General features: G+C 64.4%; 19 protein-coding genes. 7 read left to right on the forward strand and 12 right to left on the reverse strand.

Annotation, left to right across the window (positions count from 1 at the left end):
• The first annotated feature begins 35 nt into the window (after window positions 1-35).
• Genes HQ306_RS21695 through HQ306_RS21705 form a run of 3 tightly spaced genes read left to right on the forward strand, consistent with a single transcriptional unit; the run spans window position 36 to window position 1,722 of the window.
• Window positions 36-362 carry a DUF4286 family protein gene (locus tag HQ306_RS21695; protein ID WP_222633499.1) on the forward strand — a complete coding sequence of 109 codons (327 nt, stop codon included), beginning with the start codon at window positions 36-38 and terminating at the stop codon, window positions 360-362.
• A 28-nt stretch (window positions 363-390) separates the two neighbouring features.
• A complete protein-coding gene (locus tag HQ306_RS21700) occupies window positions 391-1,158 on the forward strand; it encodes an SDR family NAD(P)-dependent oxidoreductase (RefSeq protein ID WP_222633500.1) in 768 nt (255 codons plus the stop codon).
• 30 nt (window positions 1,159-1,188) lie between these two features.
• Window positions 1,189-1,722 (forward strand): DoxX family protein, encoded by a 534-nt coding sequence (locus HQ306_RS21705; RefSeq protein ID WP_222633501.1) that lies wholly within the window; start codon window positions 1,189-1,191, stop codon window positions 1,720-1,722.
• 82 nt (window positions 1,723-1,804) lie between these two features.
• Here HQ306_RS21705 and HQ306_RS21710 read toward each other — a convergent pair whose 3' ends face one another.
• The 3 genes from HQ306_RS21710 to HQ306_RS21720 all read right to left on the reverse strand — a co-directional run bounded on the left by HQ306_RS21710 (window position 1,805) and on the right by HQ306_RS21720 (window position 4,967).
• On the reverse strand, window positions 1,805-3,262 hold the full coding sequence (locus HQ306_RS21710; protein WP_374197709.1) for an aldehyde dehydrogenase: 1,458 nt from the start codon (window positions 3,260-3,262) through the stop codon (window positions 1,805-1,807).
• A gap of 17 nt (window positions 3,263-3,279) precedes the next feature.
• The gene (locus HQ306_RS21715) at window positions 3,280-4,110 is read right to left on the reverse strand and encodes a mycofactocin-coupled SDR family oxidoreductase (protein ID WP_222633538.1); all 831 of its coding nucleotides are present in this window, start codon (window positions 4,108-4,110) and stop codon (window positions 3,280-3,282) included.
• A 74-nt stretch (window positions 4,111-4,184) separates the two neighbouring features.
• The gene (locus tag HQ306_RS21720; RefSeq protein WP_222633503.1) at window positions 4,185-4,967 is read right to left on the reverse strand and encodes a carboxymuconolactone decarboxylase family protein; all 783 of its coding nucleotides are present in this window, start codon (window positions 4,965-4,967) and stop codon (window positions 4,185-4,187) included.
• 483 nt (window positions 4,968-5,450) lie between these two features.
• Between HQ306_RS21720 and HQ306_RS21725 the strand changes: the two genes are divergently transcribed.
• On the forward strand, window positions 5,451-6,146 hold the full coding sequence (locus tag HQ306_RS21725) for a TetR/AcrR family transcriptional regulator (protein ID WP_222633504.1): 696 nt from the start codon (window positions 5,451-5,453) through the stop codon (window positions 6,144-6,146).
• On the opposite strand, the gene HQ306_RS21730 is transcribed toward HQ306_RS21725, so the two are convergent.
• Complete coding sequence (locus HQ306_RS21730; protein WP_261770415.1) at window positions 6,147-7,595, reverse strand: MFS transporter; 1,449 nt, start codon at window positions 7,593-7,595, stop codon at window positions 6,147-6,149. It lies immediately after the preceding gene.
• Window positions 7,596-7,720: 125 nt separating this feature from the next.
• On the reverse strand, window positions 7,721-9,022 hold the full coding sequence (locus HQ306_RS21735) for a TetR/AcrR family transcriptional regulator (RefSeq protein ID WP_222633505.1): 1,302 nt from the start codon (window positions 9,020-9,022) through the stop codon (window positions 7,721-7,723).
• Between the two features lie 248 nt (window positions 9,023-9,270).
• On the opposite strand from HQ306_RS21735, the gene HQ306_RS21740 reads away from it, so the two are divergent.
• The 3 genes from HQ306_RS21740 to HQ306_RS21750 all read left to right on the forward strand — a co-directional run bounded on the left by HQ306_RS21740 (window position 9,271) and on the right by HQ306_RS21750 (window position 12,814).
• Entirely contained in the window at window positions 9,271-10,662 is a 1,392-nt protein-coding gene (locus tag HQ306_RS21740; protein ID WP_222633506.1) for an SRPBCC family protein, read from the forward strand.
• A 147-nt stretch (window positions 10,663-10,809) separates the two neighbouring features.
• Entirely contained in the window at window positions 10,810-12,336 is a 1,527-nt protein-coding gene (locus HQ306_RS21745) for an MFS transporter (RefSeq protein ID WP_222633507.1), read from the forward strand.
• A 16-nt stretch (window positions 12,337-12,352) separates the two neighbouring features.
• Entirely contained in the window at window positions 12,353-12,814 is a 462-nt protein-coding gene (locus tag HQ306_RS21750; RefSeq protein WP_222633508.1) for a hypothetical protein, read from the forward strand.
• A 47-nt stretch (window positions 12,815-12,861) separates the two neighbouring features.
• On the opposite strand, the gene HQ306_RS21755 is transcribed toward HQ306_RS21750, so the two are convergent.
• The 7 genes from HQ306_RS21755 to HQ306_RS21785 are packed head-to-tail and all read right to left on the reverse strand — an operon-like array spanning window position 12,862 to window position 17,709.
• On the reverse strand, window positions 12,862-13,071 hold the full coding sequence (locus tag HQ306_RS21755) for a ferredoxin (protein WP_222633509.1): 210 nt from the start codon (window positions 13,069-13,071) through the stop codon (window positions 12,862-12,864).
• Between the two features lie 10 nt (window positions 13,072-13,081).
• The gene (locus HQ306_RS21760; RefSeq protein WP_222633510.1) at window positions 13,082-14,383 is read right to left on the reverse strand and encodes an NADH-ubiquinone oxidoreductase-F iron-sulfur binding region domain-containing protein; all 1,302 of its coding nucleotides are present in this window, start codon (window positions 14,381-14,383) and stop codon (window positions 13,082-13,084) included.
• A gap of 25 nt (window positions 14,384-14,408) precedes the next feature.
• A complete protein-coding gene (locus tag HQ306_RS21765; protein WP_222633511.1) occupies window positions 14,409-14,834 on the reverse strand; it encodes a Rieske 2Fe-2S domain-containing protein in 426 nt (141 codons plus the stop codon).
• Entirely contained in the window at window positions 14,834-15,994 is a 1,161-nt protein-coding gene (locus HQ306_RS21770) for an amidohydrolase family protein (RefSeq protein ID WP_222633512.1), read from the reverse strand. Before HQ306_RS21770 ends, HQ306_RS21765 begins: the two co-directional genes overlap by 1 nt.
• A complete protein-coding gene (locus tag HQ306_RS21775; protein WP_222633513.1) occupies window positions 15,991-17,109 on the reverse strand; it encodes an amidohydrolase family protein in 1,119 nt (372 codons plus the stop codon). Before HQ306_RS21775 ends, HQ306_RS21770 begins: the two co-directional genes overlap by 4 nt.
• Before the next feature lies 1 nt (window position 17,110).
• The gene (locus tag HQ306_RS22815) at window positions 17,111-17,473 is read right to left on the reverse strand and encodes a 2Fe-2S iron-sulfur cluster-binding protein (RefSeq protein WP_222633514.1); all 363 of its coding nucleotides are present in this window, start codon (window positions 17,471-17,473) and stop codon (window positions 17,111-17,113) included.
• Complete coding sequence (locus HQ306_RS21785) at window positions 17,470-17,709, reverse strand: hypothetical protein (protein WP_222633515.1); 240 nt, start codon at window positions 17,707-17,709, stop codon at window positions 17,470-17,472. Before HQ306_RS21785 ends, HQ306_RS22815 begins: the two co-directional genes overlap by 4 nt.
• Window positions 17,710-17,722 lie beyond the last annotated feature (13 nt).

Below are 17,722 nucleotides of genomic sequence, written 5' to 3' on the forward strand. Positions count from 1 at the left end.
GTCCGAGCAACCACCTACACGACAGGACGACACTCATGGCCACAGCGCTACTTCTCGCCTGGTCCAGCCCTACCTCCGCCGAAGCCGCGGCAGAGTTCGACGACTGGTACGACACCACGCACATTCCCCAGATCCGCGAGGCGATACCGTCGATCATCGCCACCAGCCGATACCGCCTCTCGGATCCGGCAGGTACCGGAACCGGACGGTTCCTGGCCGTGTACGAGATGGACGACGCCGACGTCTCGCGCGCCAGTTCCCTGCTGATGGATGCGGTGCGGGCCGGGCGCATCGACAGCACCACATCGATGGACATGGCCGGAGATCCTCCGGTGATGCAGTGGTACGTCCAGCACCCGTGACCACCCGCCCCGGACAACAGGAGACATCATGCAACTGAAAGACACATCCGCCCTGGTATGCGGCGGCGCAGGAGGTTTCGGCGAAGCGACGGTTCGTCGTCTGGTGAACGCAGGAGCTCACGTCCTCATCGCGGACCTCGCGGAAGACAAGGGCCGAGCGCTCGAAGCCGAGTTGGGCAGTCGAGTGCGGTTCGTCAGCACAGACGTCACCAGCGAGGACTCGGTACAGGCCGCCGTGGATGCGGCAGGCGAGGTGGCTCCCTTGCGGTCGACCGTCATCGTTCACGGCGGGCCGGCGGCGGCGCGCAGAATCGTGAGCCGATCCGGCACGATCATCCCACTCGACACGTTCCGCCGCACGGTCGACATCTTCCTGACGGGCACGTTCAACGTCATGAGCCGTGCCGCCGCTGCGATGATCGCCTCCGATCCGGTCGACTCCGATCAGCGTGGAGTGATCATCTCGACCGCGAGTATCGCCGGCTTCGAAGGCCAAGTCGGACAATCGGACTACTCGGCGGCCAAGGGCGGCGTCATCGGCCTGACACTCACGGCGGCCCGCGATCTCGCTCCGATGGGTGTCCGCATCATGTGTATCGCCCCGGGAACGTTCTTCACTCCGGCGTTTCAGATGGCAGAGGACGAAGCTCAGGCCAGATACGGTGCTACGGTGCCCAATCCGAAGCGGATGGGCCACGTCGACGAGTACGCGCACCTGGCCCAGAACATCATCGAGAACGACTACTTGAACGGCACTGTCATCCGAATCGACGGCGCCCTCCGCTTCAACATCTGATCCACGTCTCGCTTCTACGAAAGGTCCTCGATGGCATCCCTTCCCACAGTGGACGGACCCGGCCACACCGTCGCCAGACTGCTGTTGCGCGCGGCGGTCGGCGGCACCATGGTGGCGCACGGCGTCAAACACGCTCGTAGCCTGGACGGAACCGCCGGGTGGTTCGGCTCCATCGGGTTCCGTCAGCCCGCTCTGCAGGCCCGAGCGAGCGCGGTCGTGGAGATCGGCACCGGAGCTGCGATCGTCGCGGGCGCCGCCACACCCGTCGCTGCTGCGGGTGTCGTCGGGGTCATGACGGTTGCCGCTCATTCGGTCCACGCCGAGAACGGCTTCTTCATCACCTCCGAGGGCTGGGAGTACGTGATGAACCTCGCGGTCGCCGCAGTTGCTCTCGCCGGACTGGGACCCGGCCGGTGGAGTGTCGACGAGTCACTCGGATGGGGCCGATCGGGCGGCGGCGCACGTGCAGCGGCCGTCGCCGCCGGTCTGGGAGCGGGTGCCGCTGCCGGCCAACTCGCCTTGTTCCATCGCCGACCGAGCCCTGCCGCCGGCTCTGCGATCTGACGGCCCGGACCTGATCGCTCACACGAAAGAACCCGCCGGCTCTCTTGCCGGCGGGTTCTTTCGTCTCACACGAGACAGACGGTCAGTCCAGTCCGATGCGGATCGTCTTCACCTGTTGGAACTCGTGTAGGCCCTCGATCCCGCCCGCACGTCCCGAACCGCTCTGCTTGTAGCCACCGTAGGGGCTCTGCGGACCGAGATCGCTGTGCCGGTTGACCCAAACAGATCCCGCTTCGAGCTTCCGTGCGACCCGGTGAGCCCGGCCGACGTTCTGGGTCTGCACGAAAGCGTTGAGACCGTAGACGCTGTCGTTCGCCAAGGCGATTCCTTCTGCCTCGTCCTCGAACGGGATGACCGACGTGACGGGGCCGAAGGTCTCCACCTGCGCCAGAGCGGACTTGTTGTCCACACGCGAGAACACAGTCGGCTGGATGTAGTAACCGTCGGCGAGGTCTCCGCCCAGCCGCTTTCCACCGGTGACGAGTTCGCCCATGTTCTGGTCGACAGCGTCGTCGATCACGCCGAGGATGCGGTCGGCGGCTGCCTGGTTCACGACGGGTCCGACCATGGTCGTCGGGTCGAACGGGTCACCGATCTTGCCCGCCTCGATCACCCCGACGTACCGCTCGAGGAAAGCGTCGTACACCGAACTCTGAACCATGATTCGGCTGGCGCACGCGCAGCTCTGGCCGCTCTGCACGAGCGGGCCTTGGAACGCCATCGTCTGAGCAGCCACGTCGAGATCGGCATCGTCGAAGATCAGAGCAGCCGATTTGCCACCCAACTCGGTGGCGACGGGCGTGAGATTGCCTGCCGCAGCGGCGATGATCTTCTGCGCCGTGCCCCCTCCACCCGTGAAGTGGATCTTCTTGATACCGGCGTGACGGACGAGGGCTTCGCCGCCCTCCGGACCGGACGGAATCACGTTGACGAGACCGACCGGAAGACCGGCCTCGACACAGAGTTCGCCGAAGCGCAACGGAGCGAACGGCGACAGATCGGACGGCTTCAGAACGACCGCATTACCCGCCGCCAGAGCGGGAGCCACACTGGAGCCGATGGCAACCAGTGCGCCGTTCCACGGGGCGATGATCCCGACCACACCGTAGGGCTCGTGTTCGATGAGGTTGACGTCGAACTTGTCCGAGACGGGGGTACTCGACCCGTTCGCCTTGTCGACGAAGCCTGCGTAATAGCGGAAGAATCGCTCAGCGAATCCGACGTGGCCACCTGCCAGGAAGGTGGGAACCGAGTAGTCGTGGATGTTCAGTCGCGCGAGCCTGGCCGTGTCGGACTTCAGCAGATCGGCCACATTGACGAGTAGGTCGCGACGGCGTTCCGGGGTGTAGGAAATCCATTCGCGGTGCGCTTCCCACGCGGACCGGACAGCCCTGTCGACCTCGTCGGTGCCGGCGATCTCGAACGTCGCGTTCGTCGTTCCGGTACCCGCGAAGATGTGGTCCCGAGTACCGCCCGAGGAGCCGGTGACCCAGTCACCACCGATGAACAGCCCGGTAGGAACCTTGTCGGTCACAGCCAATGACTGCACTGCCGTGGTCATTTGGCTGCGAACCCGGCATCGAGCGGCCACTGGATTCCTGTGATGAACTTGGCCTGATCGGACACGAGGTAAGCAACTGCGTTCGCGATGTCTTCGGCTTCGAGGATCGGTATGGGAAGCGCATTCTGCATTCCGGCGATCTCGTTGTTCCCGCCCGCGGCCGCATCGGCCATCATTTTTTCCATCGCGGCATTCTGGGTCATTCCGCTGATCACGCCGGTGGGGTGAATCGTGTTGACGCGAATCATCTCCGGCGCCAGCTCCAGTGCGAAGTTCTGCATCAGACCGACCACGCCTCGCTTGGCGGCGGTGTACGCATTCCCGCCCGCACTCAGTGAAGCCGAACCCTTGAGGCCGGCGGACGAGCTGGTGATCACGATGGAACCACCACGTCCACCCTCACGCATTGCGGGCAGTGCAGCACGCACGGTGTGGTACACGCCGGTGAGGTTGGTGTCGATCACGTCGTTCCATGCTTCGAGGAAATTCTCCGGCTCCGAGCCCATGCGTACGATGCCGGCATTGGCCAGAATGATGTCGACGCGCCCGAACTCGGCCAGCCCCTCCTGGAACGCCGCGGACAGCTGCTCGTAGTTGCGCACGTCGGCCTTGCGCGCAACCATCCGTCGGTTCTCCTTCTCGACCAACCGAACGGTCTCGGCGAGATCCTCCTCGGACGCATTCGGATAACCCATGGACTCGATGTCTTCACAGATGTCGATTCCGATGATGTCGACACCTTCGCGAGCGAGCCGAACCGCGTGGGCCCGACCCTGGCCACGTGCGGCTCCGGTGATGAACGCGACCTGTCCTTCAAAGCCTGACATTTTCGAACTCCTTCTGGCCGACACGGCCGGTTCTACGATCGTCTGTTTTTCCGAACGACACTGTGTAGCGGGAACTACTGCTTCGAACTGGCCACCAGGTCACCCAAGCGTTCCAGCGCAGCGTCCGCCGTCACGCGAAGCTGCTCGCCCTTGGCGAAGCCGGAGTAGACCGAGAACTGCAGAACCAGTTCCTCCATCTCGGCCGGGGTGATGTCGCCGGACTCGAGTGCCGAGCCGACATGAGAAGCCAGAGGCGTGGCGGAGTCGCAGATCGCGACCGAGGCCACCGTGATGAAACGCCGGTCGCGACGGCTGATACCGGGGCGCTGCCACACGTGCCCGAAGACGAAGTTGAGGATGCCGGCGTGAATGTAGGGGGTGACCGGGGGTGGCGCAGGGATGCAGTTGACCTCGGCGAATTTCTCACCACCCGCTGCCAGCCGCTCGTCCCAGTCGTTCGGACCCAGTTGGTCGTTGGCCGGTGCCGTGAACGGCTCCGCCTGGATCCCTCGTTCCTGCTGGATCCGTGCCCACTGCCGATGGATGACACCCTCGATGTGCGAGGCCTTCGGCCAGCCGTTGTAGACGGCGAAATGGAGTACGAACTCCAACATCTCGTCCATCGTCATGTCGCCACTGTTGAGCGCGGCGTAGACGTGATCATCGATCGGCTTGAGCGAGTCGGCTGCGCCGACGCAGGTCAGCGTCACCCAGCGTCGATCGCGCCTACTCAACCCCGGACGGGACCACACGTCTCCGAAGACGAAATTCGCGGTCGCCTCCGACACCGGGGTGGCTGCATCCTCGAACGGCACGGTCATGACCTCTTCGAAGGTCTTCGCAGCCTGATCGTTCATGTATCTGTCTCGCTTTCCGTCCGCCTGCCGCAGCAGTGAGACGATCGAATGTTCCCCCGGCGGGGACAGGGTTGCCGCGTCCCCGCCGACCACGAGAGTTCCGGTGCGGACAATCGCCGGCCGACGATATCGGCGCATTGCATATCTGCTCATTTGGATGAACTAAAGTTCAACGGTGTGAATGCTATCACAGTGCTGCGCCGCGAACCAGGGCGCGAGCGGGAAGTCCGAACCGCCGGTTCTACTCCAATCACACACCCGGCCAGCGTGACTCAGGCGGATCACGCGGGCGCGACTCGGCGCACGCGGGGTCGGTGCCGCGCGACCTCACCGACCCTCGGTCCGGCCGGAGAAATCACCTCCCACTCGGCCCGTCCACGTCGACCGGATCGGCCCGGAGCTCGAGCGTATCTTTACTGAAAGCTTTCAGTACCGGAATCGCACATTCGTGTCACGCACACTCGCACTCCTAGACTCGGCCCCATGTCAGGAACCGAGCCAGACCCGCCTCGCCGACGCCGACGCCGCGGCTCGCTCACTGCGGAAAGAGTCCTCGAGGCTGCGTTCGCGCTCGCCGAGGAACAGGGACTGGCGTCGTTCACGATGCCCGACCTCGCGTCTCGCCTGGAAGTTGGCGTCACCGGTCTGTACTGGCACTACCGAACCAAGGACGATCTGATCAAGGCGATGAGCATGCCGGCCGTGGCACGTCTCGAGCGTCTGATGGTGCGGCCGACGCACGAAGATCCGCAGCTCTGGCGCGCCTTCCTGCGCCGGTACTTCGAGCAACTGAGGGCGGTGTACAACCAGAACCCGATACTGGCCGACATCATGTTGTTGCGCCCCGCTCCACACGACGACGACGCGGTGTCGTTCGCGTACGGCGCCCTCGACCGCATCCTGGAGTACCTCGTCGGTGCAGGCTTCACACCGAGTTCGGCGTGGTACATATTCTCTACCGCAACCCATTTCACGCAGTCGACAGTCATCGCCGAGAGGTCCCGCACGCACAACGGGGAGCCGCTGGCCGGGCTGCGAGAGACAGGAGATCTGCGGCAGCGGGGCTGGGCGTCGCTGGCCACTCTCGTCGCGGGGAGTGGCGTCGAACTGGACATGACCGGCGACCGGGCTTTTCGGGCAGGCATGGACCTGATCCTCGGGGGCGCGCACCCGGGCTAGCTACAACACGCCCTGCGTCAGGGCGGAGTGTTCGTCCGGATGTGGAGCCGGTCTCGGGATGAAGAATGCGATGGCGGTGCACACGACTGCTGCGACGAGTCCGCACACGATGGCGAGGTCGAAGCCCGCAGCGGTCGGCACAGCGGCGCCACTGTAGGAGGTCGACGACTCTGTCAGGATCATCGCGATCAATGCCGCGGCGAAGCTCGTGCCGAGTCCGCGCATGAGCGCGTTCAAACCGTTGGCGGCGCCGGTCTCGGTATCGGGAACCGACTGCATGATGATGGTCGGCATAGCAGCGAAACCGAGGCCGATCCCCACTCCGATCAGGATGTTGAACGCGACGAGGTGCCAGACGTCCAGGTCGATGAGCACGGCGGCGCCGTAAGCCGTGGCAATGATCGCCCCGCCCGCCACCAGCAGTGGTTTGGCGCCGATCGAGCGCTCCAACCGACCTGCCACCGGTGACACGGCGAGCATCGCGAGCCCCGCGGGCATCAGAACGAAACTTGCGTTCAGCAAGGGAAGCCCGAAACCTCCCGCCGCGACCGGAAGCTCGAGCATCTGCGGGAACACGATGCTCGACGAGAACATCGCGAACGTCATCGCGACCGATGCCAGATTCGTCAACAGAACAGGCGCGCGCGCACTGACACGAAGGTCGACGAGAGGGTTGCCCACTCGCAGTTCGTACCAGCCCCACACGAGCAGGACGCACAGACCACCGATCAGGCACACCAGTGTTCGGGGCGAATCCCAGCCCCAGTCGTTGCCTCGCGAGACCGCGAGGAGCAACCCGGCGAGACCGACCGACAGGCCCACGACACCCACCGGATCCAGTCGTCCCCCCGTCCTGCGCGGGCTGGCCGGGACCACGGCGGCGACGAGTCCGAACGACAGGCACCCGATCCCAGCCGCCAGCCAGAACAACATGTGCCAGTCGAAATGTTCGGTCACGAACGCACTCAACGGGAGCCCCAGCGCGCCACCCACCCCGAGCGTTGCGCTGATCAGTCCGATGGCCGACGCCAGCCGCCGGCGGGGAACGGTGTCACGCAGGATCGAGATTCCCAGTGGGATGACACCCACCCCGGTGCCCTGGAGACCCCGGCCGACGATCAACGGGCCCACGGTCTCCGAGAACGCCGAGACGACCGAACCCGCGACGAGCAACGCCAGCAGCACGAGTGCCACGCGGCGTTTGCCGTACATGTCGCCGAGTTTTCCGGAGATGGGAGTGCAGATCGCCGACATGAGAAGGGTGATCGTCACGACCCATGCGGTGTTTTCGCGGGTCGTGCTCAACAGTGCGGGCAACTCGGACTGAATCGGGATGACGATCGTCTGCATGAACGACGTACCCATCCCCGCGAACGCGAGCACGGCGATGACGAGTCCCGGCCGTCGAACCGCGCGCGACGTCGGCGTCGGCTTCACATCGGTCACCATCGAGGCAGCTCGAGTTCGGAGCGGACGATCGTCACGAGCAGCCTCATATCACACGCACTAGACAAACCTAATATTTGTTCTCAGAGTATCAGTGCGCTTGACACCCCGACAACCTCACGCACTCGCTACGCGCGTCGCGCCAATCCCCGGATCAGACTGCGCCGGCACAGTGCCATCGCGACGTCCTTGCCGAATCGATGCACGATCAGAGCCGGCCACATGAGGTCGCGGATGCACCTGGCCAGCAGTTCGTCGGTCGGTGCAGGATCCGGCAGACGAGCGCGCAACTGCTCTGACCGAACCCCCTCCCGAACCACTGCCAGGAGTTGTTCGGCACGTCGCTCGTGGGGTGCCCACTCCGCGGTGCCCGACGCCGGCGCCACCACCCGCAGATACGAGGACTGGATTTGGAACTCGTCACGGAAGGTCTCGATGACGTTGAGGTTCACCCACGTGAGGGCGTCGATCTTCTCGACCGGGGTCGAATCGGACTCCATGACCGTGTCGTACGCGGCCGACACGGAGGCCTGGTAAGAGCCCATGATCGAGAGCAACAGATCGCGTTTGGAATTGATCACGCGGTAGATGGCGCCCGGTCCCACTCCGGCGGCAGTGGCGATGTCTCGTACTGTCGTCGCCTCGTATCCCCGCCGGGCGAACTCCGCACGCGCCGCGCCCTGGATCAGCGCGAGCTTGTCGCCGACACCCGTGTCTTCGTGATCGTTCCACGAGGCAATTTTCCGCTCGGCGGCCACCATTGCGGCGGAGACGTTCAATTCCGAGTCGGGATGGTCGCCCACCGCGACGCCCTCGAGCACGAGGTGGGCAAGTGTCTCGGCCGTCGTCTGTGGATCGTCGTTCTCGTGGAGGACCCCCAAGCCGACGCCCTGCATGGTGACGTAGAGGGCCTCGGCCAGCACGGCAGTGTCGATGTCGGCCGTGATGTCACCCGCAGCCCGTCCCTGCACCAGGATCTCGGTGATCGCGAGTCCGATCTCGGGCGGCTGGCCGCTGGCCAGACTGGTGAATTCGGCTCCGGCGTTCGTCGGCGGCTCGTACCGCGTGAAATGCGCAGCTGCCCGATGGCGAACACTGAGATCGGCGACAGCCCAGGCGAGCGCGACGAGTTGATCGGATGCGCTGGGGTGGTCCTCGGAGTACGCGATGGCCATCGCACGAGCGCCGACGTCGGCGGCCTCGGCCCGAAACCGTTGCAGCAGTTCGACCATCAACGCCTCTTTGGACGCGAAGTGGTGGTACAGGCTACCCGGCAGAATCCCGCACGCGTCCGCGATGTCTTTCATGACGGTGGCCGCGTAACCGGATTGGGCGAAGACCCGTGCCGACGTGTCGAGTATCTGGAGGCGCCGGGCCTTCTCACCGGCAGGTGCCGAGGTCCCGCGATCATGCACAGTCTCGCCGACCATCCGCCCTCACACATCCCTCTTGATCCACCGTCGTGCCTGGACGAACTCTACACAGCCACGCCCGCAGTCCACGGCGGTGAAGTGCGTCCCCGCCGCGTCGCGAAGTCCGTTCCGAGGTAGGACCCGGGCCCGCTTGTAATCCACATCACAGACCTCTACGCTGAGAACAAACCTTTGGTTCGTGGTCGGTTCCGACCACTCGCAAGCGCGACCACCGCCACCCTGTCCCCGAGAGGAACATCGCGGAAATGTCTATAGCCGACCTGCCACGCACCGATCTCGAATTCGCACCGGACAAGTACGCGCCGGGTCCCAACAGTGCCGAAGTGCAGGCCAAGGTTCCGTGCCCTGTCAGTGACGGACTGCGGATTCCGCGGGACCGCTACATCGACAAAGACCACTACGAAGCCGAGCGTGCAGTGTGGTTGCACTCGTGGCAGATGGCCGCACGGCTCGAGGAGATTCCGGAGCCCGGCGACTACACGGAGTACGAGATCGTCGGCAACTCCGTCCTCATCGTGCGGCAGGCCGACGGCTCGGTCAAAGCCCTGCACAACGCATGTCGCCACCGCGCAACGGAGTTGGCCAAGGGTTGCGGACGGCTACCGGGCGGCCAGATCGTCTGTCCGTTCCATGGTTGGCGATGGAATCTGGACGGTTCCTCGTCGTATGTCTTCGCCGAAGCAGCATTCGACGAGCGGACACTCGAGAAGTCCGAACTCGCGCTGCGTGAATGCCTCGTCGAGGTCTGGGCCGGCATGGTCTGGATCAACTTCGACCACGACGCCGACGCATTCGACGTGGCCATGTCTCCCGTGAAGGAGATCCTGGATCAGGCAGGTACCAGCAATCTCCGCGTGAAGTGGTGGAAGCAGGTCGTACTCGACGCGAACTGGAAGATCGCCATGGAGGCGTTCCTCGAGGGTTACCACGTCATGCAGACCCACCCCCAACTGATTCTCAGCGGATCCGAGGACGAAGCCCTGCGGATGGCGTACGGAACCGTCTACACGGCGTTCCGCGGCGGCCACGGCCGGTTCCACTCGCCCGGTGGAGAACGTGCCAGCGACTGGGACTACGAGGACTTCATCGAGTCGAATCGACTGCTCGCGCAGGGGCAGGACGCGATGGCGCTCGACCGGGAGGTCCAGATCTTCGAGGGCTTCCGAAACAGTTCGCACGGCAGCACCAACGAGAAGGTCAAGGCGGCAATGGGCGCCCTGTTCGAGTACGCCGCGGGCGCGGGCATCCCGATGTCCCCGCCGACCGAGCACATCAACTGGGGTGGCGAGATCTTCGCGTTCCCGAATTTCTTCATCTTCCCGATGTACGCCAACGCTCTGTCCTACCGCGTCCGGCCTTACCAGGACGATCCGGGGAAGTGCATCTTCGACGTGTGGTCGCTGACCACCTACCCGGTGGGTCAGGAACCGGAACGTGCCGAGCTTCGCGGAATCTTCGACAAGGACGACACCGAGAACTGGGGTCTGATTCCGCGCCAGGACTTCTCGAACATCGAGCGCCAGCAACGTGGGCTGCGATCCGCCTCCTACGAAGGCCATCGCCTGTCCCCCACCGTCGAGAGCACTATCACCAATCTGCACGAAGAGATCGACCGCGTCATCGCTCGTCACAGCTGACACCGCAGGGGCCGTGCCCGCGCCGGCTCCGATGTGACTCCCCGCCGAGAGAGACCCGGCGGGGAGTCGTCGCCGCACCTCATTGCATCTTCTCGAATGCGAGGACGTCCCATGCACGAAGACTCCCCTGTCGACAGGTCGACTCCTGTGTCCGACGACCGCGGATGGAACTCCCGGCTCGTCCTGACGACTCTCTTTCTCGCGATGGTCCTGGAAGCGTTGGCCCTGGGCTCCTCCATGGTGACCATCGGGCTTCCGAGCATCCTCGCGGAGTTTCCGACAGACCAGGGTGGCTGGCTGTTGACCACCTACTACCTGGCCGGCGCCGTGGCAGCACCCGTGCTGGGGAAGTTCTCGGACATCTACGGCAAACGGACGGTTCTGCTCGTCACGCTCGTCGTCTCGTGTGTGGGTGCCGTCATCTGTGCCCTGTCCGTCAGTTTCACGATGTTGATCGCCGGACGTGCACTGCAGGGTGTCATCCTGGCCGCGATCTCGTTGTCGTACTCGTTGATTCGAGACACCTATCCGCCGAAGCCGGCTGCGATCGCGGCCAGCGTCGTCGTGACGGGCATGGGCGCCTTCTCCATCGTCGCGCCGTCGCTGATCGGGTGGCTCGTGGACAACTGGGGCTTCCGCGGAATGTTCTGGTTCGACACCGTCTGGATGGCCGCACTCGCTGTGGCCATCCTGCTCGTCGTGGAGGAGTCGCCACTCCGCCGAGCAGCGAGTCCGGATCTCCTCGGTGCGCTCTATCTCGCGGCGGGCGTGGTTCCCCTGCTCGTCTGGGTGAGCATGAGTCGCACCTGGGGATGGACGTCGGTGAACGGTCTCGCACTCGCCGCACTCGGTGTGGTGTCCCTGTTCTTGTTCTACCGCCGCACGTCTCGTTCCAGCGATCCGATCATCAACCTCGGTCTCTTTCGCCGCAGGCAACTCCAGTTCGTCACCCTGACCGGCGCGACCGGCTACGCTTTCGCGGGGATTGCCGGAACGATTCTTCCGCTGATGGCGACGGCCCCCGCCGGGACGGACGGCTACGGGCTCGGCCTCACCACATCTCAGTTTTCCTACATCGCAACACCGTTCGCCCTGTGCGGAGTGGTCGTGGGCGTGGTGTTGGGAACCTTGGTCGCCAAGGGTCGCCATCCGCAGACCTTCATGGCATTGAGCATGACGTTCTGGCCCATCGGTCTCGTGCTGTTGGCATTTCGCAACGACACCCTCTTCGACCTCGTCACCGCCGCTCTCATCCTCGGTACGGGTGTCGGCCTGGCCAATGGATCGGTACCCAACCTCGTCATCCGGGCCACACCGCCCGACGATCAGGGCTCGACGTCCGGCACCGTACAGCTCTGCCAGACGGGCTTCGGCGCGGTCGTACCAGTGTTGATGTTCGCCGTGCTCGCGCGTTACGCCACCGTCACCCCCACCGGAGTGCAGTACTCCGAGGAGGGTTTTCGCACCTGGCTGCTGATATCGGCGGCCTTCGCGATCGTCGTGCTCGTCATGGCCCGGACCATTCTCTGGGACAGGAGCACGAGAATCACACCGATCGCGAAAGTGGCAGGCACCACTGCCTCCTCGGTGGGCTCCGCAGTCGAGCCCGGTCCCGAGGCCGGAATGGCTGCCGCGGATGTCGTGGACAAGACCAACCGAAGCGCTACCCCGTGAACGACAGGAACCGACCGTGCCCACTGCAGTGATTCGAGTCGCCGTCGACCCCACCGGACGTCTCGACGACGACGCCTACCGGAACGGGCTTCGGAGCCTTCGCTCCCGAGGGCTCCAGGTGGTCGCCGCACCGAGCCTGTCCGCCGACGTTCCGCGGCACGAGATCGAAGTGATCGCCGATGACCGAGGCGCTTTCCCGGCGGCCGAGGACTATCTGGCCGAGTGCCGAACCGCGTTCGGCGTCGACCCCGCCCTCGGAGTGATCACCTACATCAGCCGTGGAACCGAGGACGACGCACGGAGCGTACTCGCTCGGTTCGGCGTCGCCGGCACGGTCGAGGGCACCGTCGAGAACGACCGGGAAGTCTTCACCGTGTCGTTGACCGAATCCTCGAGAGCCCGCGTGGCGGAGAGTCGACTGCACACTGCGCTGGAAGCGGCCTTGAATGCCGAGGTGAGATTCGCACCGCCGCACTGATGTCGGCGTCCGCCGACACCGGGAGCCGTGTCCGATCGTCGGCGGACTCAGGCATCCTTCGACGTGACGTCGATGATCGCATGGACGGGGCAGTCCAACAGTGCACGCCGCACACCGTCCTCTTCGGCAGGCTCGACGTCGCCCTTCCCCTTGTGCAGCGAGACGTATCCCCATTCATCGACCGAGAAGGTCTGCGGCGCATACTCTGCGCACATACCGAACCCGTCGCACAACGTGCGATCCAGTCTGATCTTCATCATCGGTTCCTCACGTGTGGTCCGCGGCGTACTGGACGCCGTGCGGTGGGTAGGCCGGAAAATGTCCGTCTGCACATCTGACGCACGCTCCGCGCAGATGCGCGTCGACCACGTCGGGGAATTCACGCAGCAAACTCGCCGCGACATTCGTCGCACCGTCGAGGGTTCCGCAGGCGCCGCGTCCGCGGAGAAACGTCGACCAGTACTTCAGCCGATCGACCTCTGCTTCGTCGGCAACGGCGTCCCGCAACGATTCCAGCACGTTCGCCATGGCCGACGTCCCGTTGAAGCAGGAACCACACTGGGCCGCGTTCTCTCGGCTGAAATACGTCATCACCGCAGCAGACGTGGCCACCGGACACATATCGGTATCGAGAACGACCATGGCACCGCACCCCAGTCCGGCGCCGGCAGCCGCGTACGCGTCGTAATCGAGAGGGAGATCGAGAGCATGCGGGCCGATGACTCCCGCGAAGTACCCACCGACCAGAAAGCCGGTCACGGTATCGGTGTCCGTACCCGACCAGGTCAGAACATCGCGAAGCGTGACCCCGAACGGAACTTCGTACAGCGCCGCACCCGCTGCGGTGGTGAGTGTCATCAAGAACGTCCCGGTCGAGGATTCGGTGCCGACGCTTCGATAGCCGTCGACGCCGAGTCGGTGGACCAGCGCGAGATGGGCCAGCGTCTCGACGTTGTTGATCAGAGTGGGCACTCCGTCGACACCCGCCTCGAACGGGCGCGGCGGCTTGTCCGTGGGAAGAGCCGGCCCCCCGTTGATCGCTCGCACGGCCGCCGTTTCCTCGCCTGCCACATAGGTGGGTGAGACCTTCACGATCCGCACCTGCAGATCGAACACCGTGTCGTTCGACAACTCTGTGAGCGCGGACTCGATTCGCCGAGCCGCGAGATCGTCGGACAGATAGACGACCGCGGACGTCGTACCGACGACCTGCGCCGCCAACCGCAGACCGTCGAGTACCAGATGCGGACGGTGGCGCATCAGCCAGCGGTCCTTGACCGACGACGGCTCGCCTTCCTCTCCGTTCGCCACCACCACCGATCCACCGGTCGCGGCGCGCACGGTGGACAACTTGACGGCAGCGGGGAACGTGGCACCCCCACGCCCCCGGACACCGGCCGCCGAGACATCGGCGAGAAATGCGGTCGCGTCCGTCAGCGGGCGATAGCCTCCGCGCGTGCGGTAGAGCACTGCGTCCTCGTCGTTGTCACCGTCGACGACGAGGCGGTTCTCGATGCCCGGGTACACGAGGACGTCCCCGCTCAACCGAGTTCCGGTCGACAGCGTCATCTTTTCCGTCCTTTCACGATGACGATCATGCGATGACGATCACGTCGTCGCCGTCCACTCGGACCGGATACGTCCGAATACTCCACTCCGGCTTGACCGCTGTCGTTCCAGTGGCAAGTTCGAAACCCCACTGGTGCCAGGGGCAGTAGATGAACTCACCGGCGCGAGACTCGGATTGACCGCCTGCCTCCGACGGGTCGACGACGGACTGACCGCGGGTTCGACCGCTACACAGCGGACCGCCCTCATGGGGACAGTAGTTCGCGATCGCGTAGAACTTGCCGCTCACGTTGTAGACCCCGACGCCGTGCCGACCGATCGGAACCACCTTGTGCTCACCGGGCTCGATCTCGGACACGGTCGCCACCACGTGCTCGCGGCCCCGCGCAGGCAGAGAACCAGCGCCCCCGGCGGATCCGGTCGCAGGCCCGGCGGTGGGTTCTGCAGTCATCAGTATGCTCGCTTCTGACCTGGCAGCGCCGGGACTTCCTCGGGCAGATGGAACAAGTCCAGACCATTCCGAAACATGATGGCATCACGCATGGGTTCCGGCATGTGCTTCGCGACCCACTGGGGATCGTCGAACGTCCAGTGCGGGTAGTCCGACGAGAACAGCAGTATCTTGTCGGCTTCCATCCAGTTCAGAGCATTGGTGAGCTCCAACTTGTCCTCGGGATAGTCCAATGGCTGTGTGGTGAACCAGATGTTGGACTTCACGTACTCGGACGGCTTCCGCTTCAAGTTGGTCTCGGGGACACCGTGCCTGGCGTACATCGCATCCATCCGCCACATCAGGGGAAGAATCCAGTTGAAGGCGTGTTCGATGAAGACGATCTTCAGATCGGGAAACCTGTCGAACACTCCATCGAAGATCAAGCTCATGACCTGGTTCGCCGCGAGCATCGAGTAACTGACCATCAGGTCGTGGTTGTAGGTCATGAACCCGACAGGGGACATCGGCAGTTCGTTGTACCGCCCGCGACTGAGGTGGCAGGCCACAGGTATATCGTGCTTGGCCGCCGCCGCCCACACGACGTCGTACCGGGGATCACCCCACGCCGGGCGCATCTCCGCGTTGATCAGGACCTGCGAGAAGTATTCGTGGCCCGCCCAGGTCTCGATCTCGCGTGCAGCTGCCTGCGGGTCCTCGATGGCGACCACGATCGATCCACGAAATCGTTTGTGCCAGTTGTTTTTCGAGTCCAGCCAGCACTGGTCCTGCCACAGATTGGTACCGACGGCGAGAGCGTGTACCTCCTCCTCGGTCTGGCCGGGCGATCCGTTGGTGGGACCGAGAATGGCAATGTCCGAGCCGGCTTCCATGATCAGTTGCTTGAACAGCAAGTCAGGGTCCGAGCCCGCGAAGTTCCCGTCGTCGGGATAGCTGTCGACCCGCATCGCCATCGCGTGGGCGAAGTCCGGGGCGTCGTAGTAGATGCCGCTTCCGGCCCCTTCCGCGCGCTTCGCGAGCCGGCTTCGAAACGGCTCGGGAACGAATGGCCCGAGCTCGCCGAACTTCGGCGACGGATGGACGTCGGTATCGACAATTCTGACCGGGGTGGTGATCCCGAGGTCGAAGGGTGCCTGGCGGCGGTTCATCTCGATGGTCATGCGTGTGTCCTCTCGCTACCGGTCGGGCGACTCGGTCCGGAACGGGCCGGAGCGAGGTGCTCGAACCCGAAGACCGACGCCGCGTTGTCGCCCAATACTTTTCGGCGCTGCTGATCACTCCAGGCGGTCGGAAGATCCGCGGGCGACACGAGCTGCCAATCGGGGTAGCTCGACCCGAACATCAGCATGTCCTCCTTGCCTGTCATTCTCAGCCACTCGCCCGCGAAATCGGCGTCTCCCGGCCCGTCCATCAACGAATGGACGAAGAAGTTGTGGTCCGCCAGGTAGTCACTCGGCATCAGCGGCGCCCAGGGAGTCTGCTCGAGATGCGGTCGCCCGAACGTGTCCATCCGCCAGATGAAGGGGGTGAGCATGTCGGCCGCACCATCCGCCCAGATCATCTTCAGGTCGGGGAACTTCGCGAACACGCCCTCGGGAATCATGTTCAGCAGATGCCAGATGAAAGTCATGGGTGTGAACGCGCCGTGGTGCGCGTACGTCCGGGCCGGACCGGAGGGCGTGGGCGGATGGGTGATGCCCATTCCCATCTCCCAGTGCACCGCTACCGGAAGACCTGCGTCGCACGCGGCGCGCCAGATCGGGTCGTAGTACGGCCGGCCATAGGGCATCTGCGTCTGCATCGGCAATCCGATCTGGACCATTCTCGGATGGTTCTTCCAGATCTCGATCTCGCGCAGCGCGCCGTCGATGTCGTGCGGATTGACACGGATGGTTCCACGAAAGCGGTCCGCGTAGGTACCCGATTCCAGCCAACGCTCCGCCAGCATTCTGTTGGTCGCGCCCAGGATCGCGCTGCCGACGTGCCAGTCCGGCACGTTCGTGGCAGCGGACATCGGGTGGAGTACGGCGAGATCGAACCCCCGTTCGGCGAACAGGTGACGGCCGGCCAGCTCGGGGTCGGATCCGGGGTGCTTCCCGTCGGAGCCTTCGGTGCCCGCTGCATACTTGGGGCCGATCGGCGCCGCGAGCGCCACGTCGACTGCAGGCCAGCCCCGGCTCCTGATCGGCTCCGGCAGGTGATCGCGTAGATCCCGCTCGCTCTCGAAGAACACATGTGCGCTCGCGTCCACCAGCAGGCCCGTGGGTGATGTCACCTCAGGTGATCCTTTCTCCTGTTTGTTCAGCCTCGGCCCCCGGTACAGCGTCGACCGGGGCCCTCACGCTCTTCTTCTCGAGCACTACACCGGGACCTGACACCTGGAGTCGACAACCCAATCGGACCATCCGACTACGAAGGCGCGGTGGGAACAACGTCCTCATCGCGTACGTCTCGTCCTCCTCGGCAGGCACGATGTTGACCTCACCGTCCTTCACGCGGACGAAACACTGCATGCATTCCATCTGGCCCCAACATTTCGTCGGCCACGTGTATCCCTGGCGCCACGCTGCCTCCGCCACGGACTCGTTCGGACGGACGTCGATCTCCACATCGGATCCCTCGATGCGCACCAGCGTCATGGGACGTCACCGGCTTCGCCGTTCTTCCCGTCGACTCCGGCTCGCTCGAGCCGAACGACTCGCTCTTCGAGCCGACCGACCAGTTCGAGCAGGGCCAGCACTGCCTTCCGCAGGACGATGTCGTCGTTCTTCGCTATGCGTTGCTCGTCGAGATCCTTCAACGTCGCCACGACTGCGCCAAGATCCTGTGCGACGTCACTAACTGTCACGTCACCGATCGTGTTCGCGATGATCATCGCTTCACACTCC

The organism is Rhodococcus sp. BP-160, from assembly GCF_019836205.1.
In the GTDB taxonomy this organism is placed as follows: domain Bacteria; phylum Actinomycetota; class Actinomycetes; order Mycobacteriales; family Mycobacteriaceae; genus Rhodococcoides.